We start from the raw sequence: 15,898 nt of genomic DNA, 5'->3' as shown, positions 1-15,898 counted from the left end.
TTTTATATTATATAAAAAATTTAAAATAAAATCTTGTCTTCTGTATAATAGTCATGCTATAATCAATCTTGTGTCTAATATAGGCCCCTTGGTCAAGCGGTTAAGACACCGCCCTTTCACGGCGGTAACACGGGTTCGAGTCCCGTAGGGGTCACCATCTAAATTATATACATATAAGGTCCCGTGGTGTAGCGGTTAACATGCCTGCCTGTCACGCAGGAGATCGCGGGTTCGATTCCCGTCGGGACCGCTTTTAATGCTTATCGTAATAACGATAAGCATTTTTTTGTTGTTCAATTATAGAATAACATCAAACAATAGAATTAATGGACAAATAGTGTTAAATTATAGTATAGGATATCATGCACAATTGTGTGCTTGAAGATACTTATTTTCAAAAAGAAATGAGGTAAATAGCATGGCTAGAAAAATAGTAGTCGTTGATGATGAAAAACCAATTGCAGATATACTTGAATTTAACTTAAAAAAAGAAGGTTATGATGTTTATTGCGCGTATGACGGTGATGACGCAGTAGATTTAATATATGCAGAAGAACCAGACATAGTGCTCTTAGATATTATGTTACCTGGTAGAGATGGCATGGAAGTATGTCGAGAGGTTCGTAAGAAATTTGAAATGCCAATCATTATGTTAACAGCTAAAGACTCAGAAATTGATAAAGTTTTAGGTCTTGAGCTTGGTGCAGATGATTATGTAACTAAACCATTTTCAACACGTGAATTGATTGCCCGTGTTAAAGCGAACTTGCGTAGACATTATTCACAACCTACTCAAACTGAAGATGAAGAAACAAATGAAATTGTTATTAAAGATATTACAGTATACCCGGATGCATATTCAATTAAAAAACGTGGTGTGGATATCGAATTAACACATCGTGAGTTTGAATTATTCCATTACTTAGCTAAACATATTGGACAAGTTATGACGCGTGAACACTTACTTCAAACAGTGTGGGGTTATGATTACTTCGGTGATGTGCGTACTGTTGACGTGACAATACGTCGACTACGTGAAAAAATCGAAGACGATGCATCTCACCCAGAATATATCGTTACGCGTAGGGGTGTGGGTTATTTCCTACAAACTCAAGAGTAGGCTGATCATATGAATTGGCTAAAGAAATTTCAGTCCTTACACATTAAACTTGTCGTCATTTATGTTTTATTAATCATTATTGGTATGCAAATTATCGGTTTATATTTTACAAACAGCCTTGAGAAGGAACTGACACGTAACTTCAAGACGAACATTGAACAACACGTGAAACAGATTAATTACAACATAAAGAAAACGTACAATTCAGAAGATCCTAATCGGAACTTCCAAAAAGAGATACAAAGTATATTAGATGACTACGCAAACCGAACTGAAATTGATGAGATTAGGTTTATTGACCAAGATCAAATCATCGTTGCGACATCTAAAGCTACAAATCAAAATACCGTCAATCAAAAAGTAAACGATAGCTCTGTAAAAAAGGCGTTATCATTAGGCAAAGCAAATGATAAAATCGTTTTGAAAAATGATTCCTCGGATAGTAACCGAGTATGGATTAAAAATAAACCTGTTGAATACGAAGGTAAAGTTGTTGGGGATATTTATGTAGAATCAGATATTGATTCTGTATATGAACAGTTAAACAACATTAACCAAATTTTCATTATAGGTACAGCAATCTCATTATTGATCACAATTGTGCTCGGTTTCTTTATTGCGAGAACAATTACGAAACCAATATCAGATATGCGTAACCAAACTTTAGAAATGTCTAAAGGTAACTATACACAGCGCGTTAAAATATATGGGAATGATGAAATTGGCGAACTTGCACTTTCATTCAATAATTTATCGAAGCGTGTACAAGAAGCTCAAGCGAATACTGAAAGTGAGAAACGACGACTTGATTCAGTTATTACACATATGAGTGATGGTGTATTAGCGACAGACAGACGTGGTCGTGTACGTATTATCAATGAAATGGCGCTTAAAATGTTAGGTTTAGAGCGTTCAGATGTAGAAGCTAAACATATACTAGACATTCTTAATATTGATGATAATTATTCATTAGATGATTTACAGGAGAATAATGATAGCTTCATTATTGATGTAAACGAAGAAGAAGGCATAATCGCTCGTGTTAACTTCAGTACAATCATACAAGATACAGGCTTTATAAATGGTTATATTGCGGTATTACACGATGTTACTGAACAACACATTCTAGAAAATGAACGACGCGAATTTGTTGCGAATGTTTCACATGAATTACGTACGCCATTAACATCAATGAGAAGTTATATAGAAGCACTAGAAGAAGGGGCTTGGCGTGATCCAGAAGTTGCGCCAACATTCTTAAATGTTACGCGTGAAGAAACAGATCGTATGATTCGTTTAGTTAACGATCTATTACAACTATCTAAAATGGATAGCTCGAGTGATCAGATGAATTCAGAGTTAATTGACTTTAATATGTTCATTAATAAAATTATCAATAGACATGAAATGACTCAAGGTAAGAATGTAACGTTTATACGTGACATACCTGTTAAAGGATTATTTGTTGAAATCGATCCTGATAAAATGACTCAAGTGTTTGATAATGTTATTACAAATGCGATTAAATATTCTCAAGAATCTCATAAACGTGTAGAGTTTCATGTGAAACAAAATACGTTATATAACAGAATGACGATACAGATTAAAGATAATGGTATCGGTATTCCAGTTAATAAAGTTGATAAAATATTTGATCGATTTTATAGAGTAGATAAAGCAAGAGCACGTAAGATGGGCGGCACTGGATTAGGTTTAGCGATTACTAAAGAAATCGTAGAAGCACATAAAGGTAGAATATGGGCGAATAGTAAAGAAGGTCAAGGCACATCCATTTATATTACTTTGCCATGTGAATTCATAGAAGATGAGTTTGGTGATTGGGATGCGTAATAGAGAAGTTATTAAATCTGCTATTCTCATAATCCTCGTTCTAATTAGTGTGTTTATGACATACCGTGTATGGACATTTACACCTGAATTGACTGACTTGGAAACGGATGTTAATGCTGATACACCTTCTATTGGACCTAAGATTAGTAAGCCTATCGATAGTGTGATTATGCCTTTTAGAATGATTAATCGTAATGGTACGGACGTGAAAGGGACGTCTAATATGAAAGATATCAAAAAGGTAACGGATCAAATGTTGAGTAAAGAAGTTAAGAAGGTAGATGTCTTAAGTAGCGAGTCAGTTGTGCAACTTGAAGATTTATCTGAACGCTATACAATTTTAGACTTCCCTGACAGTGTCCCTAGTGAAATGTATTTGAATCAAGTATTAGGTATGAATATGAGTTATTATCCTAGTGTTAATTTTGATAGAATTTTAGTAGATACGAAGTCAACAAATGAAGCGAATGTTTATTTGTTAAGTGAGAATAAGCAAAAAGCAGTAAAGTTACAGACAACGATGAAAAGTCATAAATTTGATCAAATGAATAAAGAAGTTGCGAAAGATTTAAAACCTTATACAGGCATTATTACGAATGAAACAACGACGAATGAAATTAATCAAATTTATGCACCTGAAAATGCTTATAGCATGAATGTATATCGTTATGTGACTAACAAAATATCTGTATCTGATTTAAATGATGTCATTCTTGGAGATTCTGTTATTGCGCGTAGTAACGAAGATCAAGTTTCAACGTATAATAATAACACGGGTATTTCTACAGTAAACGAAGAGAAGCAAACATACCGTTATACAAATTTATCCGAAGATGAAAATCAGCAAAAAGATATTTCTAAGTCTATTACGAATTCATTTAAATTTATTAATGAACATGCAGGGTATACTGATGAATTCCGATTATTTAATACAGATCAAAAGACAGGTAAAATAGATTACCAAATGTTCTTAAACAACTACCCAGTATTTAATGATGATAAGTTATCTTCAATTGAAGCTGTGTGGGGTAGAAATGCCATTAATGAATACAACAGAGGCTTGATTACAACTGGTGTAGCTGTACCATCTAAAAAAGAAGCAGATGAATTACCATCATCTGAAGAAGTTAGATATGGTTTAGCTTCTAATGGAGAAATAGATTTCAATAAAGTTACGAATATGGCAATTGGATATGATTTATCATTACCAAATGATGAACTTGATAACTTACAAGATACAATTGAATTCACGCCAAAATGGTACATTAAATATGACGATGAATGGAAAAGATACGAGAATGGAGGGCTAGCTTAATGGATTGGAAACATGCCAAGTCACTCTTCATTATTGTGTTCATTCTAATCAACATTGGATTAGTTGTTGTTTACTTTAATAAAGTGAACAACTCGATAGTCCAAGAATCTAATGCACAATCAGAGGTAAACTTTTCAAAAGAAGGAATAGATATTCCACAGTTACCAGATTATAAAGATAAAGAAATGCAAGCTATAACAGGAAGCAGTAAGTCATTTAATGCTGATGAGCTTGAAGGTGTGTATTCACTAACTGAAAAAGACACACAGATTAATAAAGATATAAATGTAGATCTAGATAAAGATAGTAAACAAGAATCGTTCAAAAACTTTATCAACAAAGAATCTTTTAAAGGTAAAGAATATCAATATCAGAACAACAACTCGAATAAAAATAAAGTAGTCTACGAACAAAATTATGAAGATTTGCCAATACTAAATAATAGTAAAGGTCAAATCGTCTTTGAAATGGAAAACGGTAAAGCAAATAAATATACACAAACATATTTAGATAAACTTAAACCTGGTAATGGAGATAATAACAATAAGCAAAAAATTGTAAACGCTAAGACAGCTTTAGAAACATTGTATTACAACACATACCTAAAAAAAGGTGATAAAGTAGAATCCGTGAGATTAGGTTATTACAGTGTCGTTAAAGAAATTGGAGGACAAGTACTAGTACCTTCATGGGAAGTGAAAATTAAATCCGAAGAAGACGGCAAAAGTAAAACAAAAGTATTGTACATCGATGCAATCAAACCTGAATCAACCGTACTAGAAGAATCTTAAGAGAAGCAGTAATTAAAGGAGATGAACACTTGTGATCGCAATGAGCGTACTCGCAAGTGGCAGTACAGGAAATGCCACTTATATAGAATCAGATAATGGAAGCCTACTCGTAGACGCTGGATTAACAGGTAAAAAATTAGAAGGCCTGTTTCAACAAATAGACCGTAATATCAGCGACTTAGAAGGCATCTTAGTAACCCACGAACATATCGATCACATAAAAGGATTAGGTGTGCTTGCAAGAAAGTATAAATTGCCTATCTATGCCAACAAGAAGACATGGCAAATGATAGATGCTAAAGATAAAAATATACCACTTGATCAAAAGTTCAACTTTGAACCATATGAAACAAAGACATTAGCAGGTATTGATATTGAATCATTCAGTGTGTCACATGATGCAATAGATCCACAATTCTACATCTTTAATCATGACTATAAGAAATTAACAATGATTACAGATACAGGATACGTGTCAGACAGAATGAAAGGTATGATACATGGAAGTGATGCATTTGTATTTGAAAGCAATCACGATGTAGATATGTTAAGAATGGGTAGATACCCATGGAAGACCAAACAACGTATATTAAGTGATATGGGTCACGTATCAAATGAAGATGCAGCATATGCCATGTGTGATGTGATAACAGGAAGTACGAAACGTATTTATCTATCTCACTTAAGTCTAGATAATAATATGAAAGACTTAGCAAGAATGAGCGTAGGACAAGTATTAAATGAAAATGATATAGATACAAATAAAGAAGTCATACTGTGTGACACAGATAAAGAAAAAGCAACACCAATATATTATATATAAACAAAAGATATCCCCAATTTCAGAATTGGGGATATCTTTTTAGTTTGTGCACATATATACCCACAGTTATACACAACTGTCCACAATTTGTGTATAAGTAAGTAGGTTATCCACTGATTTATCCACAATGTATATAATTCAGTGGATAAATCACAACAAAATGTATAAAAATAAACAACTAAATATTAAGAAAACATTCACAAATTTTCGATTGTTGATATAATAAGAAATAAAACTGTGTATAAGTTAATAACTTGTGGATAACTTTTAAGATAATGAATAAAGGTGGATAATGATGAAAATAACAATCATAACAGTCGGTAAACTAAAAGAGAAATACTGGAAACAAGCCGTAGAAGAATACAATAAAAGACTAGGCGCCTATACCAAAACTGAATTAATCGAAGTAGCAGACGAAAAAGCACCAGACAATATGAGTGAAAAAGACATAGAAATCGTGAAGGAAAAAGAAGCGGACAGAATCATGTCTAAAATCAAACAAGACAGTTACGTTATTACCCTGGAAATACAAGGTAAAATGCTCACAAGCGAACAACTCAGTAAAGAAATCGATAGCCTGATGACAAGAGGAAACTCACACATCACATTTATCATCGGCGGATCAAACGGATTACATAGCAAAGTATTACAACGTAGCAACTACGCACTATCATTCAGTAAAATGACATTCCCACATCAAATGATGAAAGTCGTGTTGATGGAGCAAGTATATAGAGCATTTAAGATAATGCGAGGGGAAAGTTATCATAAGTGAAACTAAAAAATTATAAAAACTTAAGGGAGGATTTAAGAAATGGAATTTTATCACTTAAATGGGGATAAAGATTTATTGGAAGGTTTAAATACAAAAGAAAAACAAGAACAGGTCTCTACATTTATAAATAAACAACTTTCAGCAAATAATTTAGCGGTATTTATCGGTTCAGGATGTTCGACAGGTGCAATTCCTTTAATGTCTATTACAATGAAAAGCATATTAGAAGAAAGAGATATAGTTTTACAATATGTTAAAAATTTTCTGGATTTAAAAGAAATTAAAGAGTTTACAAATTATCTAGAAGCAAGAGTAACTGAAAAAACACAAGAGAAAGAAATAAAAACGCTAGATATGATAAATAGTCATTTATGTCATGAAGAATTTAAAACCTTAAAAGAATATATAGATTGGTTAAATGAACAAGATTTTGAACTAAAAGAGGAAATATTGAAAATAATAGATTGCTATTATCTTAATTATAATAATATTGAAGAATTACTAAATTGGATACAAAATGGACTTCATTATGATAGTAATAATGAAGAATTGAAAAACGTATTTACTACTTTAAAAAGAGAGTTTATAAAAACTATTCCTAAAGTCGGTGATGAAAAATATAGTATGGAAACGTATGAAATATATAGAAATTTTTATCGTTATGTCTTTGATAAAAGAACTGAGCAAAAATTTAAAGTATCAATTTTTACTACAAATTATGATTTGTTTAATGAGTATGCACTTGAGAATAATAATATTATCTATACCACGGGTATACAAAATACAATACTTAAAAAATTTGATATTAATCAATTTAAATATCGAGTTGTAGATGATACAAATAGGTATAAAGAAAAGTGGCAACCAGTGGCTAAAGAGGCAAATTTATATAAAATACATGGTTCAATAAATTGGAAATCGAATGAAGAAGGTGAATTACAACAAATCGATTTTAATGATGAAGAGGATCAAGTAGTTATTTACCCAACTATGTTAAAACACAAGGAAACAGCACAAGCACCGTATTCAGAATTGTTCAGAGAATTCTCTAACTGTTTACAAAAAAAAGATACTACTTTGATTATTATAGGATATGGATTTCCAGATGAACATATCAATAATATAATAGCCCAAAATTTAAAGAACCAAGACTTTAATTTAATAATATTTGGTGATATTGAAGAAGAAAACTTGAAGAATTTTTATGATAATTTTAAGAATTTTAATTTACATGTCATTGGCGGTAATATAGGTAAAGGCGACCAAAAAGTACATTATTTCCAGTTTATTGTGGAAAAATTTTTGAAAAATAATGGTTTGGATAATCTCAAAGGAGAAGAGGAAATAAATGCATAGTATTGGAAAAGTTACTAGCGTTACATTTGAAAAACTAATATTCGAAGTCAGTGATTTTGAAAAGTTAAATTACAACTTGTTAGGTCAAATATACATAACTAAAGGTGTAATAGATTATGTAACGATAAGAAATGAATATAGTGAAAAATTTATATACCAAGTTGTAAAAGTAGAAGATAAAGAAATCACATTATCTAATGAAGAGGACTCTAAATTTAAATATCATGGTAATTTCGAGTGTGTACCAGTAGGAATGATTAAGGGTGGAAAAATTGAGTTTAATTTAAAGAAATATCCTTTTTTACAAGATAAAGTATATTTAACTAGTCAAGAAGAAATGAAAATAGTATTTTCACATTCTCATAATGAAAAAGATATAACAATTGGACTCATAGATGATCAATATCCTGCTCGTTTTAATACAACAAAATTATTAACGAATCATACAGCAATAATTGGAAATACAGGGTCGGGGAAATCTACAACAGTGCGCCAAATTATTTCAAAAATTAATAATCAAAACACTAAAAATTTATATTTTCACATATTTGATGTTCATGATGAATATCAAAAAATATCCGGAGTTAAAAGAGTCGATGTGCTAAATGATTTTAAAATTAATATTAAAAAATTAGAGATGCAAGACTGGATAAATTTGATTAAACCTTCCGAACTGGTACAATTACCTATTTTACAAATGGCATTAAAGTATGCCAGTGCTCTTGAGAATAAAATAATCACTGAAAAGTGGTTGAAGTGTTATATAGCATTAGAATTATATAGAAATCAACAAACAGATGCTGTAACAAAGCGTACTAAGATTTTGAGTATATTGCAAGGAACAAATATTAATGTGGAAGCATATGATTCTACATATGGAAATATGAATAATGTTGAAGAAAAAAATTTCATTGAGAGTTTAGAAAACGTGGTAAATGATGTCAATGGTATTACTGTTTTAAGTGAAGTAGTTGAAAAGGCAACATATAATGTATCTAATTTCAATAAATTATTAGAGGGATTAAACTATGTATTTTTACTTGAGGAAAGTAAAGGAAATAACCAAGCAAGAGCTTATTCTGCAACACTTGAAACTCGCATAAAAAATGTACAAACGCGATTTTCTAAATTATTTGGAAATAAAGATACTGATATAGATGAGAAATCAATTGTTTATTCAGTTTCGGAATTAGATGATGATTTATTATTATTTTTTACTACATATATTTTAAAAAAAGAATTTGAAAAAAATAAAGTCTTGGAATTAGAAAATCGTTCAGTTAACGTTTTCATTTTTGAAGAGGCACATAGATATATATCCAAATTAAAAGAAAGTAGTCAATTTAATGAAGTAGAAGTGTTTAAAAAAATAGCCAGAGAGGGTAGGAAATTCGGGTGTTTTTTAATGTTATCAAGTCAAAGGCCAAGTGAACTATCATCTACTGTTTTATCACAATGTAATAATTATATAGTTCATAGGATAAAAAATAACGTGGATTTAGATTATTTATTAAACACTATCCCTTACATAAACAAATTTCAATTAAATCGTTTTTCTTATTTACCCACAGGGACAGCCTATATAGTAGGTGAGTTGTTCCCAATTCCAGTGGAAATAGATATATTTGAAGAATTTTCTAAAAATATCACTCTAACGCCCGAAATAGTTTATATACAAAGCTCTAAAAAATAGTCTTGGTCATATTGGTTGAAGATGATTTATATGAATGATATTGAAAGTAAAAATATCAGAATCTAGAAGGTAGAGTGAATAGCAGTATTTTAGAGAAAATGAGTGCGAAACTGCAAATGTTATATATAGAAAAGATTTTCATGCTAAAAGGGTTTGCTATAAAGTTCTTTGTAATCTTATTATCAGAGAAGGCAATTCCATTTTTAAGATTATTATACTTATAAAAGTTCAATAATTTATATTAAGAGAATTATATAAAGTAAAGGAGAATTGTTATGGTTTATTTAATTCCTGATGATAGGTTTAGTACAGAGTTTAATCAAAGTCGTGGTGAAAAAATATTATATGAGAAATTTAAATCATTAAGTGATGACTTTTATATTTTTCATTCTATGCATATACCTGTAAAAATAGATGGATATTTATTAGATAAAGAATTTGATTTTATTGTTTTTAATCCACATTATGGAATTTTATGTATTGAAGTTAAAAGTGGAAATATAATTTGTGAAAATGGAAGAATAAAACAGCAACAGAATGCGAATATCGTCACAAAAGAAAAAGATGGTTATAAGTATATTGATCCATTGGCTCAAATAAGAAGCGCTAAATATCAATTGATTGCAGAATTAAAGAAGAATTATCCTAAAGGTTTTTCAAGTTATGCAATAAACTCATGCGTCTGGTTTACTGATATTACTAAAAAGAATACTTCTGGAGAGCTACCAATAAATTATCGTTTATATAAACGTACTTTATGGAAAGATGATATAGATAATGTTGAAGAAACATTAATTTCAATATTTAAAAATCAACAAATTAAGAAAAAATATATAGAGAGAAATGAAAGTGCAATTAATGCAGTTTTGAATACAATAGCTCCACATTTTTCTGCTGTTGTACCAATGAATGAATTATTTCAATTGCACAAAGAAGTTTTTAAAGCGATGACTCTAGATCAAATGGAAGCAATGAAAATGTTTGAAGAAAACAAAGTTGTACTTGTAGAAGGAATGGCAGGTACTGGAAAATCTATTCTAGCTTTGGAAAAGGCAAAGGATTTAACTAAGTCTAATGAAGATACTTTGATTATTTGTTTTAATCGTTTTTTAAAAGAATATTTTGTGAATTACTTAGATAAAAATGATAGTGGCGTTAAAGTTATGAATTTACATAATTTATATTATTATTATCATAAATCATTCTGTAAAAAACTAACTAAAGAAGTACAGATAGATTTATTAACAAATATCCTTTCAAATATTAATGATTTTCCATTTTCTAATATTATTATCGATGAAGCCCAAGATTTTAGTTATGAAATATTAGATTTATTTTCTAATATTGTTAAAGAAAAAAATGGGAATTTCTATGTTTTTTATGATATTAACCAGAAACATAATGATAATAATTCTGATGAATGGTTACTTGAATTCGAAGCACCTAGATGCAAATTGTTTAATAATTGTAGAAATACAGTTGAAATTACTGAAGCTATTTCAAAATTAAATTTTATAGATAAAACAAAATCTAAATATGAAGTAAGAGGTATGTATCCACAACTATATATTCAAGATAATCCAGTGGATTTATTTGATAAACTTAAAGAAAAAATCTCTTTTTATAAGGATAAAGGTATAGATTATAAAGATATGGTTATACTATCATTAAACTCTTCTTATGAATTAGATGAAAAAAGATTTGAAGGTTTAAATGTAAGTATTGAGGAAAAGGATAATCAAATTTTGTTAACTACTGCTAGAAAATTCAAAGGGTTGGAAGCGGAAGTTGTATTTATTATAGATGTTCCTGATTCTATTTTTGATAATGAAAAAGAAAAAAACTTATATTACATTGCATTATCAAGAGCAAGACATATAACAGAAAGTTTTTTGTTGTTTAGTCAAAAACAAAAAAATAATTTCAAACAATCATTAGGAACTAATGATGAGCCAATGAAGAATAAACTTTTTGAAAAATATTCTATAAAGTTAATTGAATAAAATTCGTGTACTCTTTATAAAATATTTAGTGAAAGTGTACTATAAAAAATATTTATTTAAGGTAATATAATTGCAATAATAAAATCCAGATGGTCAAATAATTCGAATATTGAAATGATTTAATTTATAAATAGATAACAATCATTAACTATAAACAAAAATTTAAAGAATGAAGTAAGTAATTATAATTTGGAAGAGCTAAATCATGTAGTTAGTGAATTAAGGTTATAAGAGTAGCAAGTATAATTAACTTATATTGATTGAGTTTTTAGCAAATTAACTAATAAGTGATTGGTTTTTACTACTTTATACTTTTTTTAAAAAAATGTCGATTTCACTGATACTTATGAAGATATGCTAAAGCTTTAAATGAACAAGGTGCAACGATATAATGAATGATATGGGGGTTATATTTTGTTTAAGAAGATAATTGTATTCATTAGTTTAAGTGTTATGGCTTTGTTTGGTTATGTTAGATTGAAAGAAAAGCGTAGTTTTAAAAGTTTTCTTTATGAAATGATGATTAGAATAATGAAAATGAAGAAACCTTACTTAAGTATAGAAAATGCTAAAAATGAAATTAATAAAGTAAAGTATCAAACGGCTGGAGAATTTGAAGGGACAAATTATAAATTCAAAAATAGTGTCCAAGTAGAAACGTTACAAGGGTCGAAGATATATATTGTGAATGATAAACCTAATTCGAAGCAAAAGGTTGTTTTATATATACATGGTGGTGCTTGGTTTAAAGATCCTTTCAAAGCTCATTTTGAATTTGTTGATAAACTTGCGACAGAAATTGACGCTAAAGTGATGATGCCTATATATCCTAAAACACCTCACGCTACGTACAAAGAAACATTTGACTTACTCGAAGAAATTTACAAAAATGATATTTTGAATAATGAGGACACAAGTCAAATTATAATCATGGGAGATTCTGCGGGTGGACAAATATCATTATCATTTTCTCAATATATTAAAACGTTAGGATTAGCGCAACCGAGTAATATTGTATTAATTTCGCCAATTCTCGATGCTACATTATCTAATCCCGAAACGTATGTATATGAAAAAATCGATCCAATGTTAGCTACACCAGGAAGCAAATATATTATAGAACTCTGGGCAGGAGATACGCCGATTGATAATTGGAGAATTTCTCCAATGTTCGGAGATCTAGAAGGCTTAGGTCATATTACAATTTCAATAGGTACGAAAGAAGCTTTATATCCAGACGCAGTTAAATTTTCTAACATGTTAAATTTAAAAAACATCGTGCATGATTTCTTACCAGGACTGAATTTGTTCCACGTTCATCCAATATTAAATATACCGGAAAGAACGCAGTTTTTAGATCAAATTAAAGATATTATCGAGAGAACTGAATAATGGAAATTAATTATGTATATAAAAAAGAGCTCATCTATAATGTCAGATGAGCTCTTTTTGAGTGTCGACAAAGTCTTATACTTTGCCGGCATTTTTTTATGCGCATGCTTTCCGCGGGCATGTTCTCAGTCTGTAGTCTTCGAATCGCTATAATTAAAATTTATATAACAGTTTACATTTGTGCTTCAAACTCATCGAGTAATGCTCGAACTTCGTCTGCTGTGTTTGTATTCATCAATTGATTGCGCAGTTCGCCAGCACCTCTCATGCCACGTACATAGATTTTAAAGAATCTGCGTAAACTTTTAAATTGTTTAGCTTCATTTGTAGAATATTTTTCGAACAATGTTAAGTGTAATCTCAACAGATCTAATAATTCTTTACTCGTATGTTCGCGTGGTTCTTTTTCAAAGGCAAAGGGATTATGGAAAATACCTCTTCCAATCATTACACCATCAATGCCATATTTTGTTGCAAGTTCAAGACCTGTTTTTCTATCTGGTATATCACCGTTTATCGTTAGCAATGTATTTGGTGCGATCTCGTCACGCAAATTTTTGACTTCTTCGATTAATTCCCAGTGTGCATCTACATTACTCATTTCTTTACGCGTACGTAAGTGTATAGATAAGTTTGCTATGTCTTGTTCAAAGACATGCTTTAGCCAATCTTTCCACTCTTCTATTTTATAGTAACCGAGGCGAGTTTTAACACTCACCGGTAGACCACCCGCTTTAGCTGCTTGAATAATTTCAGCTGCAGTTTCAGGTCGTAGAATCAAGCCAGACCCTTTACCTTTGCCAGCAACATTAGCTACTGGACAACCCATATTCAAATCAATACCTTTAAAGCCCATCTCTGCCATACCGATACTCATTTCTCGGAAATGCTCAGGTTTGTCTCCCCATATATGAGCGACAATAGGCTGTTCATCTTCACTAAAAGTTAAGCGACCACGAACACTGTGAATACCTTCAGGGTGACAAAAGCTTTCAGTATTTGTAAATTCAGTGAAAAACACATCTGGCCTAGCAGCTTCACTGACAACATGACGAAAGACGATATCAGTTACATCTTCCATAGGTGCCAATATAAAAAATGGACGTGGTAATTCACTCCAAAAATTTTCTTTCATAATATATTTAAACCTTCTTTTCTATTAATATCTCGACTTTTTGTCCATGATGATATTACCACAAATTTTCAATTTACACAAAAGGATGTTGATGATTAAAAAATCGAATTATTTCTTGTGTAATTTCAAATGTAACGCGTGAACTTTTTCTGCTAATTCTTGAACTGGACCATCGACGTCTGCATTTTCAATAATTTGATGGATTGGTAAACTTTTTACTGGTGATGGAGGTGCACCGATTTCACTTAACCATGTATTTAGTTGTTCAGAAGAACTTGCATAAACGATTCTACCAAGACCTACCCAACCATGTGCAGCGGCACACATCGGGCAGTGTTCACCTGAAGTGTAAACCGTTGCTAGCTTGCGTTCTTCAGGTGATAAATGATTTGCTGCCCATTTTGCTATTTCAAACTCAGGGTGTCTTGTATGATCACCACCACTAACATGATTATGATCTTCAAATATAATGTCACTTTCAGAACTTACTAAAATAGATCCAAACGGTTCATCACCTTTATTCAATGCTTGTTCTGCTAACGCTACACATCGTTTTAAATAAGTAATATCAGATTGACTAATCATCTAATAGCCTCCTTAATTATTATAATTTTAATGAAATACATAGGTAATTACAAATGAATAGTATTTATTTAGATAATCAAAACATAGACATTGGACAACTAAATCCGTTATTATATTGATATTCATTCTATCGTTATGGGAAAATGTATTTACTACAATAAGGGGTGTCATATGAAGATAAATAAAATCATTAATAATAATGTGATTAGTGTCACCCAAAACAACCAAGAACGTGTTGTGATGGGGAAAGGGATTGGGTTTCGTAAGCAAGAAGGCGATATTGTAGAGGAGTCAAAGATTGAAAAGATTTTTGAATTGAATAACCAAGAAATATCTGAGCGCTTTAAAACGTTATTAATTGAAGTACCAATTGAAGTTGTTCAAGCGGTCGAAAAGATTATTGAGGTTGCGAAGAATGAATATAATAAAGATTTAAGTGATACGATTTATGTTGCACTTACTGATCATATTAACTTTGCTATTGAACGTCAACGTGAAGGTATGGCTATAAAGAATGGCTTGTTATGGGAAATTAAGAAATTCTATCCTACTGAGTATGAGATTGGTTTACGTGCTTTGGACTGGATTGAAGAAATTGTAGGCGTTAAATTATTAACTGATGAAGCGGGGTTCATCGCAATACATTTATTAAATGCAGAACATAATAATTTTGCAGATTTTAATCAAGTGACAGAAATGGTGCAGAATATTTTAAGTTTAGTGAAGTATCATTTTAGGTTGGATTTTGATGAAGAGAGTTTAACTTACTTTAGATTTATGACGCATTTGAAATTTCTTGCACAGCGTATCATTTCTAAGAAACCGCTGAATACAAACGAATTTGAACTGTTCGATATTGTGAAAGAGAAGTATAAAGATGCGTATAAATGTGTGAAGAAGATTGAAGTATTTTTATTGAAAAAATATCAATATGAAATGACACACGACGAAGCTTTATATTTAACGATTCATATACAAAGATTAATATCTAGAAATGTAAGCGTTGACAATTGATGATTTTGTGATATATTTATGTTAAGAAAAACAAAATAAACAATT

The 15,898-nt window shown here is 30.6% G+C and carries 13 protein-coding genes and 2 tRNA genes; 13 read left to right on the top strand and 2 right to left on the bottom strand.

Features of this window, described 5'->3' with window-relative positions; all coding sequences use genetic code 11:
• Window positions 1–82 precede the first annotated feature (82 nt).
• From LQ609_RS09005 to LQ609_RS08950, 12 genes are all read left to right on the top strand, one after another.
• Window positions 83–157, top strand: a tRNA-Glu gene (locus LQ609_RS09005).
• 20 nt (window positions 158–177) lie between these two features.
• Window positions 178–250: transfer RNA gene (locus LQ609_RS09000), tRNA-Asp, on the top strand.
• A gap of 168 nt (window positions 251–418) precedes the next feature.
• Window positions 419–1,120: a response regulator YycF gene (yycF, locus tag LQ609_RS08995; RefSeq protein WP_078357211.1), complete on the top strand. Its 702-nt coding sequence runs from the start codon at window positions 419–421 to the stop codon at window positions 1,118–1,120.
• Window positions 1,121–1,129: 9 nt separating this feature from the next.
• Complete coding sequence (walK, locus tag LQ609_RS08990; protein ID WP_078357212.1) at window positions 1,130–2,971, top strand: cell wall metabolism sensor histidine kinase WalK; 1,842 nt, start codon at window positions 1,130–1,132, stop codon at window positions 2,969–2,971.
• Window positions 2,964–4,286 carry a YycH family regulatory protein gene (locus LQ609_RS08985; RefSeq protein WP_107509115.1) on the top strand — a complete coding sequence of 441 codons (1,323 nt, stop codon included), beginning with the start codon at window positions 2,964–2,966 and terminating at the stop codon, window positions 4,284–4,286. Before walK ends, LQ609_RS08985 begins: the two co-directional genes overlap by 8 nt.
• On the top strand, window positions 4,286–5,077 hold the full coding sequence (locus tag LQ609_RS08980) for a two-component system regulatory protein YycI (protein WP_078357214.1): 792 nt from the start codon (window positions 4,286–4,288) through the stop codon (window positions 5,075–5,077). Before LQ609_RS08985 ends, LQ609_RS08980 begins: the two co-directional genes overlap by 1 nt.
• 40 nt (window positions 5,078–5,117) lie before the next feature.
• Complete coding sequence (locus LQ609_RS08975) at window positions 5,118–5,900, top strand: MBL fold metallo-hydrolase (RefSeq protein ID WP_107509124.1); 783 nt, start codon at window positions 5,118–5,120, stop codon at window positions 5,898–5,900.
• A gap of 295 nt (window positions 5,901–6,195) precedes the next feature.
• The gene (rlmH, locus tag LQ609_RS08970; RefSeq protein WP_239734614.1) at window positions 6,196–6,675 is read left to right on the top strand and encodes a 23S rRNA (pseudouridine(1915)-N(3))-methyltransferase RlmH; all 480 of its coding nucleotides are present in this window, start codon (window positions 6,196–6,198) and stop codon (window positions 6,673–6,675) included.
• Window positions 6,676–6,714: 39 nt separating this feature from the next.
• Window positions 6,715–8,031, top strand: a complete 1,317-nt coding sequence (locus tag LQ609_RS08965) for an SIR2 family protein (RefSeq protein ID WP_239734613.1) — start codon at window positions 6,715–6,717, stop codon at window positions 8,029–8,031.
• Window positions 8,024–9,724, top strand: coding sequence for an ATP-binding protein (locus tag LQ609_RS08960; RefSeq protein ID WP_239734612.1), 1,701 nt, complete (start codon window positions 8,024–8,026; stop codon window positions 9,722–9,724). Before LQ609_RS08965 ends, LQ609_RS08960 begins: the two co-directional genes overlap by 8 nt.
• Window positions 9,725–9,999: 275 nt before the next feature.
• Window positions 10,000–11,727, top strand: a complete 1,728-nt coding sequence (locus LQ609_RS08955) for an NERD domain-containing protein (RefSeq protein ID WP_239734611.1) — start codon at window positions 10,000–10,002, stop codon at window positions 11,725–11,727.
• 414 nt (window positions 11,728–12,141) lie between these two features.
• Window positions 12,142–13,119 (top strand): alpha/beta hydrolase fold domain-containing protein, encoded by a 978-nt coding sequence (locus tag LQ609_RS08950; RefSeq protein WP_411815213.1) that lies wholly within the window; start codon window positions 12,142–12,144, stop codon window positions 13,117–13,119.
• A 172-nt stretch (window positions 13,120–13,291) separates the two neighbouring features.
• On the opposite strand, the gene LQ609_RS08945 is transcribed toward LQ609_RS08950, so the two are convergent.
• Both LQ609_RS08945 and LQ609_RS08940 read right to left on the bottom strand, forming a co-directional pair.
• On the bottom strand, window positions 13,292–14,254 hold the full coding sequence (locus tag LQ609_RS08945; RefSeq protein WP_239734610.1) for a tRNA dihydrouridine synthase: 963 nt from the start codon (window positions 14,252–14,254) through the stop codon (window positions 13,292–13,294).
• A gap of 108 nt (window positions 14,255–14,362) precedes the next feature.
• Window positions 14,363–14,839: a nucleoside deaminase gene (locus LQ609_RS08940; protein ID WP_239734609.1), complete on the bottom strand. Its 477-nt coding sequence runs from the start codon at window positions 14,837–14,839 to the stop codon at window positions 14,363–14,365.
• Between the two features lie 171 nt (window positions 14,840–15,010).
• Here LQ609_RS08940 and licT point away from each other — a divergent pair, with 171 nt between their 5' ends.
• Window positions 15,011–15,853: a BglG family transcription antiterminator LicT gene (gene licT / locus LQ609_RS08935; RefSeq protein WP_078357238.1), complete on the top strand. Its 843-nt coding sequence runs from the start codon at window positions 15,011–15,013 to the stop codon at window positions 15,851–15,853.
• Window positions 15,854–15,898 lie beyond the last annotated feature (45 nt).

It is taken from the genome of Mammaliicoccus sp. G-M28, assembly GCF_022386595.1.
GTDB lineage: Bacteria > Bacillota > Bacilli > Staphylococcales > Staphylococcaceae > Mammaliicoccus > Mammaliicoccus fleurettii.
This window is presented reverse-complemented; position numbering and strand designations above follow the sequence as displayed.